Origin of the sequence: Paraburkholderia sp. NPDC080076 (genome assembly GCF_050281145.1) — a bacterium.
Lineage (GTDB): Bacteria > Pseudomonadota > Gammaproteobacteria > Burkholderiales > Burkholderiaceae > Paraburkholderia.
Genome location: NZ_JBNNWQ010000008.1, coordinates 170,226 through 188,911, shown reverse-complemented (window position 1 = coordinate 188,911; position 18,686 = coordinate 170,226). Strand labels below are relative to the sequence as shown.

At 62.5% G+C, this 18,686-nt stretch carries 22 protein-coding genes; 15 read left to right on the top strand and 7 right to left on the bottom strand.

Annotated elements, in window-relative coordinates; genetic code table 11:
• Positions 1–17: 17 nt before the first annotated feature.
• Both ACQKRQ_RS28630 and ACQKRQ_RS28625 read left to right on the top strand, forming a co-directional pair.
• Positions 18–305 carry a hypothetical protein gene (locus tag ACQKRQ_RS28630; RefSeq protein WP_132379269.1) on the top strand — a complete coding sequence of 96 codons (288 nt, stop codon included), beginning with the start codon at positions 18–20 and terminating at the stop codon, positions 303–305.
• 98 nt (positions 306–403) lie between these two features.
• Positions 404–2,098 (top strand): acid phosphatase, encoded by a 1,695-nt coding sequence (locus ACQKRQ_RS28625; protein WP_427481022.1) that lies wholly within the window; start codon positions 404–406, stop codon positions 2,096–2,098.
• 62 nt (positions 2,099–2,160) lie between these two features.
• Here the strand turns inward: ACQKRQ_RS28625 and ACQKRQ_RS28620 are convergent, their stop codons facing one another.
• On the bottom strand, positions 2,161–2,835 hold the full coding sequence (locus ACQKRQ_RS28620; RefSeq protein WP_427481021.1) for a DUF4410 domain-containing protein: 675 nt from the start codon (positions 2,833–2,835) through the stop codon (positions 2,161–2,163).
• A 159-nt stretch (positions 2,836–2,994) separates the two neighbouring features.
• Here ACQKRQ_RS28620 and ACQKRQ_RS28615 point away from each other — a divergent pair, with 159 nt between their 5' ends.
• The 6 genes from ACQKRQ_RS28615 to ACQKRQ_RS28590 all read left to right on the top strand — a co-directional run bounded on the left by ACQKRQ_RS28615 (position 2,995) and on the right by ACQKRQ_RS28590 (position 6,796).
• A complete protein-coding gene (locus tag ACQKRQ_RS28615) occupies positions 2,995–3,354 on the top strand; it encodes a DUF3564 domain-containing protein (protein ID WP_342960212.1) in 360 nt (119 codons plus the stop codon).
• A 265-nt stretch (positions 3,355–3,619) separates the two neighbouring features.
• Positions 3,620–4,369 (top strand): DNA/RNA non-specific endonuclease, encoded by a 750-nt coding sequence (locus ACQKRQ_RS28610; protein WP_427481020.1) that lies wholly within the window; start codon positions 3,620–3,622, stop codon positions 4,367–4,369.
• Positions 4,362–4,622, top strand: a complete 261-nt coding sequence (locus tag ACQKRQ_RS28605) for a hypothetical protein (RefSeq protein WP_408246399.1) — start codon at positions 4,362–4,364, stop codon at positions 4,620–4,622. The genes ACQKRQ_RS28610 and ACQKRQ_RS28605 overlap by 8 nt, the downstream gene beginning before the upstream one ends.
• Before the next feature lie 314 nt (positions 4,623–4,936).
• Complete coding sequence (locus tag ACQKRQ_RS28600; protein WP_427481019.1) at positions 4,937–5,317, top strand: hypothetical protein; 381 nt, start codon at positions 4,937–4,939, stop codon at positions 5,315–5,317.
• Positions 5,318–5,567: 250 nt separating this feature from the next.
• Positions 5,568–5,909, top strand: coding sequence for a hypothetical protein (locus ACQKRQ_RS28595; protein ID WP_132383318.1), 342 nt, complete (start codon positions 5,568–5,570; stop codon positions 5,907–5,909).
• A gap of 2 nt (positions 5,910–5,911) precedes the next feature.
• The gene (locus ACQKRQ_RS28590) at positions 5,912–6,796 is read left to right on the top strand and encodes a 4-hydroxy-tetrahydrodipicolinate synthase family protein (protein WP_132383320.1); all 885 of its coding nucleotides are present in this window, start codon (positions 5,912–5,914) and stop codon (positions 6,794–6,796) included.
• 45 nt (positions 6,797–6,841) lie between these two features.
• Here the strand turns inward: ACQKRQ_RS28590 and ACQKRQ_RS28585 are convergent, their stop codons facing one another.
• Positions 6,842–7,267, bottom strand: coding sequence for a lytic transglycosylase domain-containing protein (locus ACQKRQ_RS28585; RefSeq protein WP_427481018.1), 426 nt, complete (start codon positions 7,265–7,267; stop codon positions 6,842–6,844).
• Between the two features lie 405 nt (positions 7,268–7,672).
• On the opposite strand from ACQKRQ_RS28585, the gene ACQKRQ_RS28580 reads away from it, so the two are divergent.
• Positions 7,673–7,897, top strand: a complete 225-nt coding sequence (locus ACQKRQ_RS28580) for a hypothetical protein (protein WP_132383333.1) — start codon at positions 7,673–7,675, stop codon at positions 7,895–7,897.
• A gap of 34 nt (positions 7,898–7,931) precedes the next feature.
• On the opposite strand, the gene ACQKRQ_RS28575 is transcribed toward ACQKRQ_RS28580, so the two are convergent.
• Entirely contained in the window at positions 7,932–8,645 is a 714-nt protein-coding gene (locus tag ACQKRQ_RS28575; RefSeq protein ID WP_132383335.1) for a Crp/Fnr family transcriptional regulator, read from the bottom strand.
• A gap of 91 nt (positions 8,646–8,736) precedes the next feature.
• Between ACQKRQ_RS28575 and ACQKRQ_RS28570 the strand changes: the two genes are divergently transcribed.
• Positions 8,737–9,276 (top strand): DUF962 domain-containing protein, encoded by a 540-nt coding sequence (locus tag ACQKRQ_RS28570; protein ID WP_427481017.1) that lies wholly within the window; start codon positions 8,737–8,739, stop codon positions 9,274–9,276.
• Between the two features lie 50 nt (positions 9,277–9,326).
• Here the strand turns inward: ACQKRQ_RS28570 and rarD are convergent, their stop codons facing one another.
• Entirely contained in the window at positions 9,327–10,223 is an 897-nt protein-coding gene (rarD, locus tag ACQKRQ_RS28565) for an EamA family transporter RarD (protein WP_427481016.1), read from the bottom strand.
• A 581-nt stretch (positions 10,224–10,804) separates the two neighbouring features.
• Between rarD and egtD the strand changes: the two genes are divergently transcribed.
• Positions 10,805–11,785 carry an L-histidine N(alpha)-methyltransferase gene (egtD, locus tag ACQKRQ_RS28560; RefSeq protein ID WP_132383341.1) on the top strand — a complete coding sequence of 327 codons (981 nt, stop codon included), beginning with the start codon at positions 10,805–10,807 and terminating at the stop codon, positions 11,783–11,785.
• 126 nt (positions 11,786–11,911) lie between these two features.
• Here the strand turns inward: egtD and ACQKRQ_RS28555 are convergent, their stop codons facing one another.
• A complete protein-coding gene (locus ACQKRQ_RS28555; RefSeq protein WP_063500556.1) occupies positions 11,912–12,205 on the bottom strand; it encodes an acylphosphatase in 294 nt (97 codons plus the stop codon).
• A 165-nt stretch (positions 12,206–12,370) separates the two neighbouring features.
• On the opposite strand from ACQKRQ_RS28555, the gene hpnA reads away from it, so the two are divergent.
• Positions 12,371–13,381 carry a hopanoid-associated sugar epimerase gene (gene hpnA, locus ACQKRQ_RS28550; protein WP_427481015.1) on the top strand — a complete coding sequence of 337 codons (1,011 nt, stop codon included), beginning with the start codon at positions 12,371–12,373 and terminating at the stop codon, positions 13,379–13,381.
• A 136-nt stretch (positions 13,382–13,517) separates the two neighbouring features.
• Complete coding sequence (locus tag ACQKRQ_RS28545) at positions 13,518–14,054, top strand: hypothetical protein (RefSeq protein WP_427481014.1); 537 nt, start codon at positions 13,518–13,520, stop codon at positions 14,052–14,054.
• Positions 14,055–14,117: 63 nt separating this feature from the next.
• Here the strand turns inward: ACQKRQ_RS28545 and ACQKRQ_RS28540 are convergent, their stop codons facing one another.
• Both ACQKRQ_RS28540 and hpnC read right to left on the bottom strand, forming a co-directional pair.
• On the bottom strand, positions 14,118–15,290 hold the full coding sequence (locus tag ACQKRQ_RS28540) for a glycosyltransferase (RefSeq protein ID WP_427481013.1): 1,173 nt from the start codon (positions 15,288–15,290) through the stop codon (positions 14,118–14,120).
• Positions 15,290–16,156: a squalene synthase HpnC gene (gene hpnC, locus ACQKRQ_RS28535; RefSeq protein WP_427481012.1), complete on the bottom strand. Its 867-nt coding sequence runs from the start codon at positions 16,154–16,156 to the stop codon at positions 15,290–15,292. The genes ACQKRQ_RS28540 and hpnC overlap by 1 nt, the downstream gene beginning before the upstream one ends.
• 345 nt (positions 16,157–16,501) lie before the next feature.
• On the opposite strand from hpnC, the gene ispH reads away from it, so the two are divergent.
• Together ispH and hpnH are read left to right on the top strand one after the other, a co-directional pair.
• On the top strand, positions 16,502–17,446 hold the full coding sequence (gene ispH / locus ACQKRQ_RS28530; RefSeq protein WP_132383351.1) for a 4-hydroxy-3-methylbut-2-enyl diphosphate reductase: 945 nt from the start codon (positions 16,502–16,504) through the stop codon (positions 17,444–17,446).
• A 10-nt stretch (positions 17,447–17,456) separates the two neighbouring features.
• The gene (gene hpnH / locus ACQKRQ_RS28525) at positions 17,457–18,611 is read left to right on the top strand and encodes an adenosyl-hopene transferase HpnH (RefSeq protein ID WP_132383353.1); all 1,155 of its coding nucleotides are present in this window, start codon (positions 17,457–17,459) and stop codon (positions 18,609–18,611) included.
• Positions 18,612–18,686 lie beyond the last annotated feature (75 nt).

Below are 18,686 nucleotides of genomic sequence, written 5' to 3'. Positions count from 1 at the left end.
GTCCGGAGGCCATGCTCATGTCCGATTCCATTCAGATTCAGGTTGCCGACTCGCACCTTTATCCGGGCTGCGCGGTGCGCATCGCGCACTTGCCCGAGCCGGCCCGGGGGGCAGCCGCCGTCGTCGAATTCGCGGATGGTTCCGGCGCCAACGCCACGTGCCACCGCCGAGCGCTCGACGAACTCGAATTGATGGTCGATCGCTATGCCACGCAAAAGCGTCACCCAGTCGATACGCGGCATTGGCTCCTGCTTGCCGTCGACGCCACGCATAACAGTTGGCGCGTGAAGCGCCGGCTGCCTTAGTCTGCCTCTTTCGCCGCTTCGAATCCGCAACCGGTGCCGCGCGCACGCCGCCCCGAGCGGCGCTCTAGTGCCCGTCACAGCCACTTCGGAACCTACCGATGACCGATCACGACTCCACTCTGCCGCCGAACGCCGACAACGCCGATAACGCCCCCGACGACCCCGACCGCCGCCGAGTCCTGACCGGCCTGGCAGCGGTCGGTATCGGACTGGCGCTGACGGGCTGCAAAACCGATCAAAACATGTCGAGCACTGGCGCGCCGCGCAGCGCTGCCGACTTGCGGCTCGACGCCGCGCTTCACGATCAGGTCAAGCACATCGTAGTGATCTACGCGGAGAACCGCAGCTTCGCGAACCTGTACGGCAATTTCCCCGGCGTCCAGCATCCGCTCGATGCCGTGAGCGCCGAGCGCTATCTGCAACTCGACCGCGACGGCAAGACGCCGCTGCCGCGCTTGCCTGCCATCTGGGGCGGCCTCGTGCCGCAAGCCCAGGAAGTGGACGGCAAGCGCTACATGATCGGCCAGAAGGATATCGTCAACCTGCATAACCGCCCGTTCCATATCGCCGACGCGCAGGGCGCGCCGCTGCCGACCGGCGTGATCACACGCGATCTGGTGCACCGCTTCTATCAGAACCAGATGCAGATCAATGCCGGCCGCAACAACCAGTTCGCCGCATGGGGAGATTCCGGCGGCCTGGTGATGGGGCACTACCGCAATTCCGCCGACACGCTGCGTCTGTGGAATCTCGCGCAGCAGTACACGCTGTGCGACAACTTCTTCATGGCGGCCTTCGGCGGCTCGTGGCTGAACCACATCTTTCTGATCTCGGCGCAGGCGCCGTTCTATCCCGACATCCAGAACAGCCCGGCGAAAAAGATGGTGTCGGTGGTCGACGGCGACGATCCGACCGGCACGCGGCTGAAGCAGTCGGAAGAGTCGCCCGCCTCCGCACTCGACGGCCCGCCGAAATTCGTCAACGACGGCGCGTTCACCGCCGACGGCTACGCCGTCAACACCATGGCGCCGCCGTATCAGCCGAGCAACGTGCGGCCGGCCGAAGGCGGCAATCCGGCCTTCGCGGACCTGTCGAATCCGCGCGTGCTTCCGCCACAGAATTACGCGACGATCGGTGACCGTCTGACGGACAAGGGTGTCGACTGGGCGTGGTACAGCGGCGCCTGGCAGTACGCGTTGGAGCATCAGGATACGGGCGCGGTGCCCGACTTCCAGTATCACCACCAGCCGTTCAACTACTTCACCAACTACGCGCCGGGCACGGCGGCACGGCGCAAGTATCTCCGCGATGGCGGCCTCGGCAACGACGCGTCGACCAACCATCTGATCGCGGATATCGATGCAGGACGCTTACCGGCAGTCGCGTTCTACAAGCCGCAAGGCGATCTGAACATGCACGCGGGTTACGCGGACGTCGAGTCGGGCGACCGTCACATCGCGACGGTGATCGAGCATATTCAACGCGGGCCGCAGTGGGCGAACACGGTCGTGATCGTCACCGTCGACGAGAACGGCGGCTGGTGGGACCACGTGTCGCCGCCGAAGGGCGATCGCTGGGGTCCGGGCTCGCGGATTCCCGCGCTGGTGATATCGCCGCTGGCGAAGAAGGGTTACGTCGATCACACGGTGTACGACACCAATTCGATTCTCCGACTGATCAGCCGTGTGCACGGCCTCGCGCCGCTCGACGGTGTGGTGGCGCGCGATCGCGCATTCGCGAGCAACGGGCTCGCGCCGCTGGGCGATTTGACAGCGCCGTTGGATCTGGCTTGAAGGTTCGAGAGTTCGTGAGAGTTGAAACGCCTGCGGCCGCGCCGCCGGTGTTTCAGCGCAAACTACTGCGCGACGCCATGCAGCTTGGCGATCACCGCATCTGAAATCTGCTGCGCCGTCTTCTTGATCGTCTTCTTCTCGTCGCCGCTCGCCATCACGAACTTGGCGGCGATCACGTACGGATTCAGTTTGATGACCGCGCCCGGCATCCCCTTGCTGTCGGCTTCGTCGACGGCCTGATAGAGCGGCGGCAAATCAGGCGCTCCGAGACTATCGCACGACACCGCCACCTGGATGTCGTTCTGGCCCGCGCCGAAACCCACCATGGCACGCCGGAGGCGATTGCCATCATCGACGCTCAGAAACACGCCGCGCACTTGCCAACCGACAGCCGGCAACGGCTGACCCGGCGCACTACGGCGCGCATCGACGCCAGCCTTCTTCAGATCGTCCGTCAGCGCGTCCGCCATTTCGTCCACGATGTGTTTAGCGTGGTCCTGGGGATTTTTGTCCTGCCCCATCGGTCCCGGTCCGCTCGGCAGCAAACCGCGCAGGCGGCGCGCGCGTTGGCCCGGTCCGCTGTCCGGCGTCACGTTCGCCACGTCCAGATCGAAGTCGGCCACATAGACGATCGGCACCGGCGCGGCGAACGGTGCGCTGTCCGCCGCGGCGCTGACGGCGGCCACCGTGCTCAGGCATCCCGCGATCACCGTGCATTGCAGAAATCGACTCAGCATGGCATGCCTCCGCGAACGTCAACCGGACGCGGCTATCGTACAGCCGTACGCATCGGGCGTCCGTTTTTTCGTGCCTGATCGTCATACGTTTTGCCTTGCATAACACGCTTTGCGGCGTAGACTGGTAAAGCCAACTTCGCACTTTGTACGGAACCCGCCATGCGACTGACCATCCTCATCAACGGTTCCGATCCCACCGTCAGCCATGACTACGCTGTGCTATGGCTCGATACCGACGAACACCGGTGGTCGAGAGAAGCGCATCAAGGGATCGATCTGCCCCCCTGGGGCGAGTTACACGACGATAACGGTGTGACGACCCTCTGTGCGCCCAGCACGGATGCGCCGTTGTGCACGCTGCGCGGATTGCACGTGGACCGCAAGCAGCGCGTGAGCGCCGCGCAAGGCGCCGCGGCATGGACCGCCCTGCCGACGCGCGCGACGACCAGCGGCTTCTGGCGTCTGCAAGCAGTGGACCGCCAACAGGTCCGCGCTGAACACAGCGTATTCGGCAATTAAGTTTCCACACTCTTTTTGATCGGTCGAATTTTCCGTGCGCGAGCCGCGCTTCGCTCGCGCATGGGTAAATTCGTATGCGCGTTCGTGCGCACTTTTTTCGATTGCCACTTTCGTCTCCTGCGCATTTAAGCTCGCCTTAAGTTTGCGTGCGTAGAGTTGGAAATCCACGCATTAGGGTCGCTGCAAGGCGGCCCGTTTTTTTTTGGTGCGGCGCGATGTGGTCGCAACGCTATACTTGCGGCCCCATCCCTCGACTGACTGACACATGAAGAAGTGGTTTGCCTGTCTGTTGTTCGCCGTTGCTGCTCACGCTAGCGCAGCGCCTTCCTGCACCCAATTCACACCGAATGCGCAATGGCCGGTTCTGAGCAATCAGAAGATGGCCCCGAAAACGCGCATGCTTTGCTATAGCGATTTCGCGGTTTTGCATTCGGGCATCACGCACGGTCCGCTGTGGTCCGCCGAGCATCTGACGCGCGACCATATCGAAACCGCCAAAGACATGGTGCGCACCAACAAGTTCTTCGAAGACGCGCGCCTGCCGGACGGCGAAGGCGCCACGCTCGCTGACTACAAGCGCAGCGGGTTCGATCGCGGTCATATGAGCCCGGCGGGTAATCGCTGGAATCAGGAGGCGATGGCACAATCGTTCTCACTGGCCAACGTCGTGCCGCAAAACCGCGAGAACAACCAGCGTCTGTGGGCGCGCATTGAAACCTCGGTGCGCAAGATCGCCGTGTCGTACGACGATACCTATGTCGTCACCGGCCCGATCTTCAACGGCCAGCAGTTGCAGACCATTGGACCAACGCGCGTGTTCGTGCCGACGCAGTTGTTCAAGGTGGTCTACGTGCCGTCGCGGAAGCTGGCGTTCGCCGTGGTGGTGGACAACGTCTCGACCAACCGTTACGACATCAAGACGATTCACGAACTCGAAGCAGCATCGGGCATCCGTTTTCCGGGCATTCCGGAGAACCTCAAAGATCAGCGACCGGGAGGACTGAAAGGTGTTTAAACCCTATTCGAACGACGACGATGTGCTGAACATTCAGGGCGATGCATTGACCGTGAGTAACGGCACGACGCGCATCGTGCTGAATGGCACGCTGGAACTGACACAGGATCAGCGCGGATTGAAGGCGGCGCTGGCACTCAAGGAAGCAGTGGATGCGATCGTGGCCAGCTTGCAGGCGCAGAGCAATTTGCCCGCGAAAGTGAAGGATGAACCGGATGCGAAACCGGGGGTCGTCCAGAACCCGTTTCAATGACTCGCTAACGTAGCGCAGTCATGCGAAGGCGCGAAGACTTTTCGCCGCCTTCGCCTTTCGCACGCGGTCTCACGTTTCGGAATGCCCCTGCTAGCGCATCGTCGTATCCGGCACCGTTCATCGCCGTGAGCCGCGTAGCTGAAACTGCTTCGGGATCCCCAATATGTTTCAGCGGTTACGTTTTGTCACCACACCGTCGTCAACTCCTGTCTCCCCGCCAACGTTAAACCGGCAGCGCTGAAACATTTCAGCCGCGATACAAGAATCAACCAGGAATCAACCAGGAATCAACCGGTTAAACCAGGAGTTAAACCATGAAGATGCTTTTCGCCGCTCTCGCTTCCGCTCTGCTCGTGTCGACCGCTTTCGCTCAAACGGCCGCACCGTCCACGACACAAGCCGCCCAGCCCGCGCAGACGCAGCCCGCTGGCCAGGCGAACCTGAAGGCGAGCACCGCCGTGCAAACGGGCGCCACGGACGAAGGCACCGCGGCAACGAAAGCGCCGGCCAAAGCCGCGACCAAAGCGCAAGTGAAGAAGACTTCCGCCCATCACACGGCAAAAGCTCACAAGACCACCAAGAAGGCCGCGGCAGAAACGAGCGCCGCCAAGACTAAAACGGAGAGCGCGAAAGAGGCCAGCAATGCCCCGGTGAAAGCCGACGGCGCAAAGACCGACACGACGAAAACGCAATAACACGTGATCGGTTCCGGCACGCACCGGCCAGGCATGTGTAGGTAATCGAAGCCGAATGTGCCGTTCAGGGAGGGCGAGTCATATGACTCGCCTTTTTTCATGCGCATTTCGGATCGCGTCGAGTTCTTGCACGTTAAGGGAGCCGTATGATTTTTCCAACGAACACCCCAATTTTTGCACCGCGTTTACCCGCAGACGTCTAATCTGAAGCTGTCTTGATCAACCATGGCGTCGACGAACGCCGCATCACATGGCTCTCACACAATCAATCGACAGTTTTGCCACTCAGCCGCTCAACGAGCCGCACGTTCAACGCAACAACGTCATTCCCTTTCCCGCGACGCGCGTCCGCTTGCAGGTAACCCTGCCGCACCGATCGTACGAACTTCCCGGCACCCAGCTTCGCGTCCTGCTTCATTCTCCTCTCGGTGTCTACGTCGTCTCCACAGAAGCGGTCCGCCAGGAAATCCGCGTGCAGCTCGACATTGCCCCCGACGACCTCGACTTCACGCTGCACACGCTGATCTCGACACTTCCCGCCGCGACGATCGGGCCATTGAAGCGCCGCAGCGCGGCCGCAAAGGCGCGCTAATCATGTTCTCAGGTATCTGGTTGCCCATCGTTACGCCGCTGCGTAACGGCGAAGTCGATATCGACTCATTGCAGCGCCTCGCGGAATACTACTTGCGCACGGAGATCAGCGGCATTGTCGCGTTGAGCACGACGGGCGAAGCCGCCTTGTTACAGGAAGCCGAGCGCCTCACCGTATTGCAGGCGCTGACCGAAGTGACCGGCTCCCGTCTACCGATGCTGATCGGCGTCGGCGGGTCGAACACACGCGACGTCCTGCACGATATTCAGCGCTATGAGCGCTGGGAATGCGCGGGCTATTTGGTCTCCGCGCCGTCATACGTGTGTCCGGATCAGGCCGGCGTGCAATGGCACTTCGAGCAGGCCGCGCTCGCCACCGAGCGCCCCATCGTCCTGTACGACGTGCCGCACCGAACCGGCGTGACAATCGCGCCGGATACCGTCGCGCGACTCATCGAGTGCGGCAACATCGTCGCGATCAAGGAGTGCGTGAAGGAGCATTTCGACAAGTTGAGCGCCCTGCCGATCAACGTCCTGTGCGGCACGGACGAAGCCTTGGACGATTGTCTGCATCACGGCGGAACAGGCGGCATTCTGGCCAGCGCGCACGTCTGTGCGGATTTGCTGGTTGCGTACCAGGACCTGCTCGGGGCTGAACGCGAGGTGGACGCGCGCAATCTGTTCGCCAGCTTGCTGCCCGTCTTGCGGCTCCTGTTCGCCGCGCCGAATCCGTCCGCAATCAAAGCGATGCTGGCCTTCGATCATGCGCTCAGCGACGAAACACGCATGCCGATCTCGCGCGCTTCGGCGCAACTCGTCGATCGTCTGAGCACCGCGCGCGACAGGCTGCAAGATTTGCGTGCCGAGTTTGCCGGCGTGATGAACTAGCGCACTCCCATTCGATCTCTCCTCACTGCGCCGCGAATGAGTACTTCATTCGCGGCGCAAGCTTGCGTCGAAACGCTGCATATTCAGCACGACGCGGCGCGCATAGCCACGCCCGCCGCCGCTGTAGCGAAACAACGCGGCATCGATATCGCCGTCGCTCTCGTCGAGGTAGCGGCGCAGAATGGTCGAGCCGATCCGCACATTGATTGCCGGATCCGACAGATCGGTTGCGCCCGCGATCAATTGCGGATGTGCGGCGGGCAAGATCTGCATGAGCCCTCGCGCACCCGCGACGCTAACCGCATGGCGATCGAAGCTCGATTCAACCGCCATTACCGCAAGCAGCAAGACGGGCGAGATCGCGTGGCGATCGGATTCGATCAGCACGGCGCGCGCGATCTTCAGCGATTCCATTGGCGCCACGCGAAATTGCGCGCGCAACATGGCGGTGATATCGCTGAGAGCTGGCAAGCTGGATTCTGAAGTCGCCTCTCTCGCAACGATGGGGGCCTGTGCAACCGGCTGAGCGTCAGCGGCATGCGCAGCAGTGGCGCATGAGACGAAGATCGCCGCAAGCATGATCGTCAAGCCGGATACCGGATAGCGGCCGGCTTTTCGTTGTACTGGCACACCATCCAGAACACCATTTCCACGCATATTTTCGCTTCCTGACCGGGGTGTCTCGACCTTACCGGGCTGGATGTAGCGAATCGCAAAAGAAACAGGGGCGCGCCGTAAAATGCTTATAAAGATTTCAGCGCCGCGTAGTGGATTGCGGCGGCCGTATACATCTCTTTTGCGCCGGGCGGCGCGTTATTGAGCCGTTCGATATGGCGGAAATGTCAGACTCCAATGATCGATCATCGGAAAGTCATCATGTCCAGTCTGAACATCCGCCAGCACGCCGCCGTTTCGCTAGATGACACCAGCGACACGCCGCAACGCGCATCGCTCGCCGGGCGGAAGACAGCTCGTCAGCGCACGCTTGTGCTGACCGTCGCGAGCAGCGCCATCGCGGCCATCGCTATTGCGGTGGGCTTGCCCTCGATGGGTATCGCGGTCTATCTGGCCGCCACGCTGCCGTTTGCCTTCTTCTCGTGAGCAAGGCGAAAGAAAAAAAGCAAAAGCACAGCAATCAATCCGCAGCGGGATTCAACTCCGCCAGCGCGCCAAGTTTTTGCACATCGGTGATTTCGATTTCCGCATAGCCGAGTTTCAGCGCGCCTTGTGTTTCGAACTGCTTCAACACCTGGTTGATCGTTTGCCGGGAGAGCGCCAGCATCAATGCGAGGTCTTCTTGTGGGACTTTGAGCACGCGCCGCAATGCGCCGGGCTCGCCGTAGCCGCCTGCCATCAATAACAACCGGCGCGCCACGCGTTGCGCGGCGGGCAACAACGCGGTTTCTTCGATCGCGTCGAACGCAAGACGCAGCTTTTGCGTCAACAGCAAACCAAAAAGATGCCAATAAGCGGGCGTGCGTTCGAGCAGCACGGCGAGTGCGGCGCGCGGCACATGAAACAGCTCGGAATCGCGTTCGGCATACGCGTCATGGGTTCGCGGCCGGTTGTCGAACAGCGCAATCTCACCGAACCAGTTCACCGGCTCGATGACGGCAAGCAAGGCCTCCTTGCCCGCCGAACTGGCCGCGCCGATTCTCATCAGGCCATCGAGCACACAATAGAGGCCATCATCGGAATCGCCGCGCGTGAAAAGTCGCTGACCGGCAGCGAGACGTTCGACACGCCCCGCTTCGATCAACTGCGCCTGCATCGCGGGCGGCGCCGAGCGAAACCACGCGCTGCGCCCAAGCAACGCGGCAAGCTCATTCGATGAAAAACTCGCAGTCATAGAACGGCACTCATGCCCGATTGTCGGCTACCCGATGGTTTCAAATTCCGCTGCCCGCGATTATGCTGACTTTGAAGGAGGAGCGGCATCCATGAGAACGCTGACGCAACAGCTTACGCAATACGCGGCCTACCATCGTGACCGGCGCAATATCGCCACGCACTTCGTCGGCATTCCAATGATCGTGCTGGCCTTGGCGGTGCTATTGAGCCGGCCTGCTTTCGCTGTCGGCGCATGGCCGCTGAACTTGTCGCCGGCGTGGCTGTTATTCGTCGCGGCAACGCTGTATTACCTCGTGCTCGACGTGCCGCTCGGCGTGATGATGGCGTTCGTGTCCGCCCTCTGCGTCGCGTTCGGCCAGTGGACAGCCACGCAATCCACGTTCGCGTGGCTCGTGATCGGCGTCGTGCTCTTTCTGGTCGGCTGGGTGTTTCAGTTCATCGGACACGTTGCCTACGAACATCGCAAGCCGGCCTTTGTCGATGATGTGATCGGTCTGCTGATCGGACCGCTGTTCGTGCTGGCCGAAGCGTTGTTCGGCTTCGGCTGGCGGCCCGCGCTACGCGAAGCGATCGAAGCGCAAGTCGGTCCGACGCGTATCAATGTTGACCGTACGGCGGCACATCGCTGAAGCGCGCCGCCCGCTTCATCGCCGGGACGCTCGATCCGAATCAACCCAACTCAGTTCGGCGCGAAGCGAACGAGGCGCACGCTATGCAATGCCGTCAACGCGACCGCGATCCAGATGGGAACGTAGGTGGCCAACTGTCCCGCGCTCAACGTTTCACCGAGCAACGTGATCGAGATCAGCACCAGCAGCACCGGCTCGACGTAGCCGAGAATGCCGAACAACGCGACCGGCAACAACCGGCTCGCCTTGAGATACGACGCCAGCGCAATGGTGCTCAGCGCGCCGAGGCCAGGCAACAACAGACACCACATGTCGAGACGGCCGGAGATCATCGGCAGCGAGCCACCGCTGATCACGAACACGATTGCCGGCGGCAACAGCAGCACCATCTCCACGGTGAACATGGCGAGCGAATCGTGATTGATTTTGCGGCGCAACACGAAATACGGCGGATAGCCGAGCGCGACGAGCAAGGTCGGCCACGAAAACGCGCCCGTGATCCACAGCTCATGTGCGACGCCCGCCGCCGCGAACGCAACGGCCCACCACTGCAATCCATCGAGGCGCTCGTGGTAGTAGAAGCGCCCGACGAGCACCATCACCAGCGGCAGCAGGAAATAGCCGAGCGAGACGTCGAGCATCCGGCCGTGCAGCGGCGCCCATAGAAAGACCCACAGTTGCGCGCCGAGCAAGGCCGCGCTTACGATCATCGCGACGCCGAGTCTCGGCTCGGTCACCATGCGGTAAAGAAGTTGCCGGAGAATCGGCAGGCGCTTTCGCAACGCCACCAGCAGTAGCGCGCCCGGCACAGTCCAGACGATGCGCCACGCGAAAATATCGAGGCCGCTCAGCGGCGCGAGCAGTGTGGCGTAAGCGGACAGTAAAGCAAACATCGTCGATGCGCAGACCGACAACGCGATGCCGCGCTTTGGGTCATACTGGTTCATCGAGCGCCCCGTTGGGCAAGCGCGTCGACGTGCAAGACAGGCGCGTGTGCAGGCAGATATGTTTGTAGCGCAGCATTCAATCGCGCGGCGTTCGTTGTTGTCATTAGAAATGAGGTCTCACAAGCGGGCAGTGCGTATCCGGCACTGCGTTTTTTTGTCTTCGATCAGCGACGCAAAGGCGGCATTCTAGACGGGTTATCCGTTCGCGACTCCGCATGGTGGCGTCGGCGGGCTGAAATTATTCCGTGCGCATCGCGCGTCGATGGACTAGAACATAACTTCACGTGCGGCCAACAACGCCGGGCTTTTCACCGGCAACGCCGCACATCATCTCGCGCCAAGCGGCTCAAGCGCGAATCTTGCTACTTAGTCTTGCGACGCTGTTTGCGTCACCGTTCGCAACGCCCTGCAGGAAGTCCCCTTGGGGACGGCATGTGCAGCATCCATGAGCCGGGCCGGCGATGGCAGTCCTACGGACCGAGCCCGCCCTTCTTCTCCGCGGCACGCCTCAACTGCGTTTCATCACGCGTGCCGCCGCCCGGCAGCAATCCCGCTCATCGAATGTGACTACTGGAGCCAGCATGACCCAGCCAGCCCTATCGCACGACGCATCGCCCGACCTACGCTCCGCCTTTGCCGCCGACGTTCGCGCAGGCCTCACCCATACGCCGCAGAAAGAGCTGCCATCGAAGTATCTGTATGACGAAGTGGGCTCCGCGCTGTTCGAAGTGATTACCGTGTTGCCGGAATACGGCGTGACGCGCGCCGAGGAACGTCTGCTGACCAGGCACGCCGCGGATATCGTCGCGCATCTGCCGCACGACGTGACGGTCGCGGAACTCGGCAGCGGCAGCGGCCGTAAAACGCGGCGCATTCTGGAAGCGCTGTGTAAAAAGCGCCCCACTTCTTACTGCCCAATTGAAATTTCGCGCAGCGCATTGCAGTTGTGCAGGCGCGAACTCGGCGACATCGAGCGCATTTCGATTGTCGGCTACGAACGCGATTACCTGGCCGGCCTCGCTGAAGTGAGCAAGCAACGCGCGGCGGACGAGCGGTTACTCGTACTGTTCCTTGGCAGTACGATCGGTAATTTCGGCAGACTCGCGGCGACACGTTTCCTGCGCGATATCCGCAACATGCTCGCTCCCGGCGACGCTTTGCTGCTCGGCACGGACCTGATCAAGCCGACGCCCGTCCTGGTGGCCGCTTACGACGACTCGATCGGCGTCACTGCGTCGTTCAATCTGAACCTGCTGGCGCGCATCAATCGCGAACTCGACGGCGACTTTCCGCTCGAGGCGTTCGAGCACGTCGCGCGCTTCAACCCGGACGCGCGCAGCATCGAAATGCATCTGCGGGCGAAGCGCGATATCACCGCGCGTGTGGGCGCGGCGCAATTGACGGTGTCGCTCAAGGCGGGTGAAACGATCTGGACCGAGAGCAGCCACAAATATCGCGCGGAAGAAATGCCCGCTATCGCGGACGACGCCGGCTTCGTGTGCAGCCATCAATGGATCGAAGACGAATGGGGCTTTGCGGAGAGCCTGCTGGTGGCGCGTTGAGCGCGGCCGGCCGCTGACTGGGCCGCTGACTGAAGCACGGTCACGCAAACAAGGCGGCGCGCCATCGTGCATGATGGCGCGCCGCCTTTTGTTTTTGCGTGTCTTGCGTGCTCTACGTGCGGCCGCTCAGTGCTGTTCGAAACGTTCGTAGCGCTTTTCGGTGGCGCGCTCTTCGCCGGTCACCTCGGTCACGCGCGCCGCCGGCGGCCCGTGACGCAGCCACGAGAGCATCCGGTCGACCTGGTTGGCCGAGCCCTGCAACATGGCTTCGACGGAACCGTCGTCGAGATTCGCCACCCATCCCTTGATGCCGAGCGCGTGAGCCTGCCGCACGGTCGCGTGGCGAAAGCCGACGCCTTGCACGGTGCCGCGCACGCGCACGTAATACGTTTCGATCCGCTGGTCCAGATCCGGGGCCATGCCGTCCTCTCTTCGCAAACTTTCAAGCCGGCATTCTAGTCGTGTCGCGGCGAGCTTGCTCGGCAAAGCGCGCGTTCAACCACGTCTCGTTGAAACGACCCGCACGACACACGGCGCGCGCGCCACGTACAATCCGTCGACTGTCATGCAGGGAATGGAAACGGAATGACCGAACAGAATCGCGATCTCGTGCTCGTCACCGGCGCTTCCGGCTTCGTCGGCTCGTCCGTGGCGCGCATCGCGCAACAGAAGGGTTTCAAGGTGCGTGTGCTGGTGCGCGCCACCAGTCCGCGTCAGAACGTCGAGTCGCTGGACGCGGAGATTGTGATCGGCGATATGCGCGACGAAGCGTCGATGCGCAACGCGCTGCGCGGCGTGCGCTATCTGCTGCACGTGGCCGCCGACTATCGCCTGTGGGCGCCGGACCCGAGTGAGATCGAGCGCTCGAACCTCGAAGGCACCGAGGCGACCATGCGCGCGGCGCTGAAGGAAGGCGTCGAGCGCATCGTCTACACGAGCAGTGTGGCCACGCTGAAAGTGACCAGTTCCGGCCAGTCGGCCGATGAAACCTCGCCGCTCAAAGCCGATCAGGCGATCGGCGTGTACAAGCGCAGCAAGGTGCTAGCCGAACGCGCGGTGGAGCGGATGATCGCCGAAGACGGCCTGCCGGCGGTGATCGTCAATCCGTCCACGCCGATCGGACCGCGCGACGTCAAGCCGACGCCGACGGGACGCATCATCGTGGAAGCGGCGCTCGGCAAGATTCCGGCGTTCGTCGACACGGGCCTGAATCTCGTGCATGTGGACGACGTCGCGGCCGGCCATTTCCTCGCGCTCGAACGCGGCAAGATCGGCGAGCGCTATATTCTCGGCGGCGAAAATCTGCCGCTTCAACAGATGCTCGCGGATATCGCGGCGCTGACCGGCCGCAAGGCGCCGACGCTGAGCTTGCCGCGCTGGCCGCTCTACCCGCTCGCCATCGGTGCCGAGGCGGTCGCCAAGATCACGAAACGCGAACCGTTCGTCACCGTCGACGGCTTGAAAATGTCGAAGAACAAGATGTATTTCACGTCGGCGAAAGCGGAACGTGAGCTTGGCTATCGCGCCCGGTCCTACCGCGAGGGCTTGAGCGACGCGCTCGACTGGTTCCGGCAAGCGGGCTATCTGAAGCCGTGATGTCTGCGTGAATAAGCGGCTCGCACCGGCGAGCCGGTGCAGCCGCAAGCATTTTGTTACAACGTCACTGTGTTAGCGACAGGTAAAAGCCTACGCGCAGCAGTTAAAATCGTGGGTCTTACCAGAGAAACCTCGCATGAATCTTCACGAACAGCTCGGCGCACTCGAATTGGGCGTCGATCAGCTCATTCAGGCTGTCGTGGCCCCGCAGGCCGAAAACATCCCCGAGACACCCGTAGAGCACGCTGCGCCGCAAGCGCCGGCGCAGCAGGCCGCGCCCGAATCCAATGCGGAAGCGGCTGAGACCGAGGCGGTCGTCGTCGAAAACGAGGCGGCGGCTCCGAAACTTCAGCCCACGCTCGAAATCAATCGCCCCGCGCAGAACGAGATCACCATGACGATCGGCGGCCAGACGGTCGCGCTGCGCGCGGAGCAGATCGGCCAATTGATCGAAGAGTTGTCGAACGCCCGCGCGTCGATGACGCCGGAACCGCCGCCGGGCATTCCGCCGGGCTGGCGCTTCGTGTCCACGAAAAATCCGGTCATGGCGGTGCAGAAGCAGTCGAACGGCGATCGTTTGCTGGTCATGCGCCACACCGGCCACGGCTGGGTACCGTTCACGTTCTCGCCCGACATGGTGATCCAGCTCTACATGATGCTCACCAAAGGCTGATGCAAAAAAAGCGGCGCCCGAGAGCGCCGCTTTTCTATTCCGCTGCGATTGCTGACCGATGCTTCAGCGTTCTTGCACCGGCGCCTGAACCCGCGCCTTCCACTGTCCGCCTTTGCCGCGCCAGTAGCGCACCGCCGACGCAAACGTCGCGCCGACATAGAACAACGCGACCAGCGGCAGAAACGGTGCCCACAGTGGTGAGCGGCGGTAATAGCTCAGCATCGGCGCATAAGCGCAGCACATGGCCGCCCACGCGAGCCACGCCGGCCAGCCCGTCGGACCGAGCACCAGCGCGGCCACCGGCGGCATCAGGTAAATGATCGCCATGCCGGCCAGCGTACCCGCCAGCAGCAGCGGCGAGTAATGCAACTGCGTGAAGGCGGTGCGCGCGATCATGTTCCAGATCTCACGCCAACTATCGTACGGACGCAGTGACACGCTGCGCGCCGCCACATCCAGCCGGATCGGATGACGCCCCGTGCCGCGATGCTTGATGCGCGCGGCGAGACTGCAGTCGTCGATCAACTCGGCGCGGATCGACTCGATGCCGCCCGCTTCTTCCAGCGCGCTACGGCGCACGAGCATGCAGCCGCCCGCAGCCGCCGCCGTACGATTGCGCGGGTTGTTGACCCACGAGAACGGGTACAGCTTGGCAAAGAAGAAGACGAAGGCCGGAATCAGCGCCTTTTCCCAAAACGAATCGCAGCGCAAACGCACCATCAGCGAGACGAGATCGCGCTGTTCCGCGTCCGCACGCGCGACGAGTTGTGCGACCGCGTCGGCAGGATGGCCTATGTCGGCGTCGGTCAACAGAAGGAAGTCCGCGGACAAGCCGAGCGTGCGCACGGCCTCGATACCTTGCGATTGCGCCCACACCTTTCCGGACCAGCCCGGCGGCAGTGGCTTCGCGCTCAGCACGGTCAGACGGTCCGGGCATTGCAGCTGCAACGCGGCCGCGCGAGCGGCGTCGGCGGTGCCGTCGGTGCTGTGGTCGTCGACGACGATCACATGGAATTCGCCTTCGTAGTCCTGCTCAAGGAGCGTGGTGACCGCCTCGGCGATCACATCGACTTCATTGCGGGCCGGTACCACGGCCGCCACCGCCGGCCACGTTACGCGCGGCTCGATGGTCAGCGGCGCAGCGGGGCGCGCGCGCCAGAAACCGCCGCGCGCAAACAGCAACACACACCAGATCAGCAAGGAGAGACACGAAAGAAGAAACAGAACCACCGCCATTAAGCATTACCCTCGATTGAACGCGCTTGCACGCCGACGCGCCGCGACAGCCACATCACCACGGTGCGGGCCGCGACGACGCACCAGTCAAACGTATTGAGCACCGGCCGCTCGTGAAACACGTCGTAGCCCGCCTTCTCGATCCGTTCGAGAAAGCGCAGGCCGCCGTGAACGGCGCCACACAACTCGAGGCCCAGCCGCCCTGGAATTCGCAACGCGAGCGGCGCGCCGCGCACCAGCGTCTCACGGACGAAGGACACTTCGTGCGCCATGAGCGCTCGCCAGTCTTCGTCGGCGACACCGTTGGCGATGTGCACCTCGGTCACGTTGAAGCGCCGCATATCGGCGCGCGGCAGGTACACGCGGTCCTTTTTCCAATCAGCGGAGACGTCCAGCCAGAAGCTGATCAACTGCGACGCCGTGCAAATCGCGTCGGCGTCGGCGAGATTCTCCGGCGTGGCCGCGCCGATCAGATGCAGCATCAGATGCCCGAGCGGGTTGGCCGAGTGGCGGCAGTAGTCGAGCAGCGCGGCGCGGTCGGCGTAACGACTGGTGTCGATGTCCTGCCCGCACGCGTGTAGCAGATCGTAGAACGGCGCGAGCGGCAGTTTATACTGTGCGACCACGCCGGCGAGCTTGCCGAACAGCAGCGGATGGACCGGGGCCGCGCGCCGCTCCGCCACCGCGTCGAGGCCGGCACGGAAGTCGGCGAGACGGGCGTGCCGCTCGGTTGCGCTCCAGTCGCCTTCGTCGGCAATGTCGCCGGCCGTGCGGACAACCTGGTAGATAATGCCCATCGGCGCGCGCAGCGCCTTTGGCAGCAACACGCTCGCGACCGGAAAGTTTTCGTATTGATCGACGTCCATCCAGCGAGCCTCGAAACCCTTTTGTAAGGCGGGCGCCCACGCGCCGCAGGACTACGTAGTTTAAGGGTTCCGTCAAACCGTTGCAGCGTGCAAGCATTGCCACATCCGCATTGCCGCAACCAGCCGCTCAGGGCGCCGGGCATCGATCCGCTGCTGCGGCGTCTGCCCAACACCCGCCGGGCGCCGCCGAAGCAAAGCCGGCCTGATAGCGTTAGAATGCGCGTTTGGTTTTGCTGTACCGGCACGTCGCCGGGGCTCAAGACGTCAACTAATTAGATGGTCGCGGCGATAAAGTCATATTTACCGACTTCTTCGGAACCCGCGTCAGTCGGAGTTCGCCAACTTATGCGAGTCATCCTTGCTCAACCCCGCGGCTTTTGTGCGGGTGTTGTTCGCGCAATCGAGATCGTCGATCGCGCGTTACAGCAACACGGCGCACCCGTGTATGTCCGCCACGAGATTGTTCACAATCGCCACGTGGTCGACAATTTGCGCCAGAAGGGCGCGCGCTTCGTCGAGGAACTCGACGAAGTGCCGCAAGGCGCCGTGGCGATTTTCAGCGCTCATGGTGTCGCTCAAACCGTGGAGCGTGACGCGCAAGCGCGGGGTCTCGACGTGCTCGACGCGACCTGCCCGCTGGTCACCAAGGTGCACGTGCAGGGCCGCCAATACGTCAGCGCCGGCCGCACGCTGATTCTCATCGGCCACGCCGGGCATCCGGAAGTGGAAGGCACGATCGGCCAGATTCCCGGCAAGGTGCTGCTGGTGCAGAGCGAGGCCGAGGTCGCGCATCTGGACCTGCCGCTCGACACGCCGCTCGCTTATGTCACGCAGACCACGCTGTCGGTGGACGACACGCGCGGCATTATCGACGCCCTGCTGCGCCGCTTCACCGACATCGTCGGTCCGGATACGCGCGACATCTGCTACGCCACGCAGAACCGCCAGGCAGCGGTGCGCGAGTTGAGCAAACAGGTCGACGTGCTGCTGGTGGTGGGCGCAACCAATAGTTCGAACTCGAACCGGCTGCGCGAAATCGGCAGCGAAAGCGGCGTCGCGAGTTATCTCGTCGCCGACGGTTCGGAAGTGAAGCCGGAATGGTTTGCGAACGTGCAAACGGTCGGCATCACGGCCGGTGCTTCGGCGCCGGAAGAGATGGTCAAGAACGTAATCGATGCGCTGAGCGCATTGGGGCCTGTCGATGTCACGACGATGGCGGGCCGTGAAGAAAAAGTCGAATTCAAGTTGCCATCGAAGCTGATGCAACCACTCGCTGCACGCGAAGTTTAAGGAGGACGTCTTGTCTATTCCGCTGCTACAGAAAGTCCGGGTCGGCGCATACATCATGCGTCAGCATCTGTCCGGGAACAAACGCTACCCGCTCGCCCTGATGCTGGAGCCGCTGTTCCGCTGCAATCTCGCCTGCAATGGCTGCGGCAAGATCGACTATCCGGATCCCATCTTGAATCAGCGTCTGTCGCTGGAAGAATGCCTCGGCGCCGTCGACGAATGCGGCGCGCCGGTGGTGTCGATCGCAGGCGGCGAGCCGTTGCTGCATAAGGAAATGCCGCAGATCGTGAAGGGCATCATCGCGCGCAAGAAGTTCGTGTACCTGTGCACGAACGCGCTGTTGATGGAAAAGAAGATGGACGACTACGAGCCGAATCCTTACTTCGTCTGGTCGGTTCACCTCGACGGCGATCAGCAGGCGCACGATCACTCGGTGTCGCAGGAAGGTGTGTACGACAAGGCTGTCGCCGCCATCAAGGAAGCGAAGCGCCGCGGTTTCCGCGTGAACATCAACTGCACGCTGTTCAACGACGCCGTGCCGGAACGCGTCGCCGCGTTCTTCGACACGCTGGGCCCGATGGGCGTGGACGGCATCACCGTCTCGCCGGGTTATGCGTATGAGCGCGCGCCTGATCAGCAGCACTTCCTGAACCGCGACAAGACCAAGCACCTGTTCCGCGAGATTTTCAAGCGCGGCAACAATGGCAAGAACTGGTCGTTCAGCCAGTCGGGCATGTTCCTCGACTTCCTGGCCGGCAATCAGACATACGAGTGCACGCCGTGGGGCAACCCGGCGCGTACCGTGTTCGGCTGGCAAAAGCCGTGCTATCTGGTCGGCGAAGGTTACGTGAAGACCTTCAAGGAACTGATGGAAACCACGCAGTGGGAAAAATACGGCACGGGTAACTACGAGAAGTGTGCCGACTGCATGGTGCACTGCGGCTTCGAAGCGACCGCCGTGATGGATACGGTGGCGCATCCGCTGAAGGCGCTGAAGGTCAGCCTGCGCGGTCCGAAGACGTCGGGCGCGTTCACCAAGGACATTCCTTTGGATAAGCAGCGTCCGGCCGAGTATGTCTTCTCCCGCCACGTCGAGATCAAGCTGGAAGAGATCAAGGTGTCCGGTAAGGGCAAGAAAGTGCAGACGGCGACGGCGGCACACTGAGCGGTCGATGGGGCGGTCTAGCACCGCCCCTGGTCGTGAATACAAAAAAGCGCGGTGGCCAGCAAGCCACCGCGC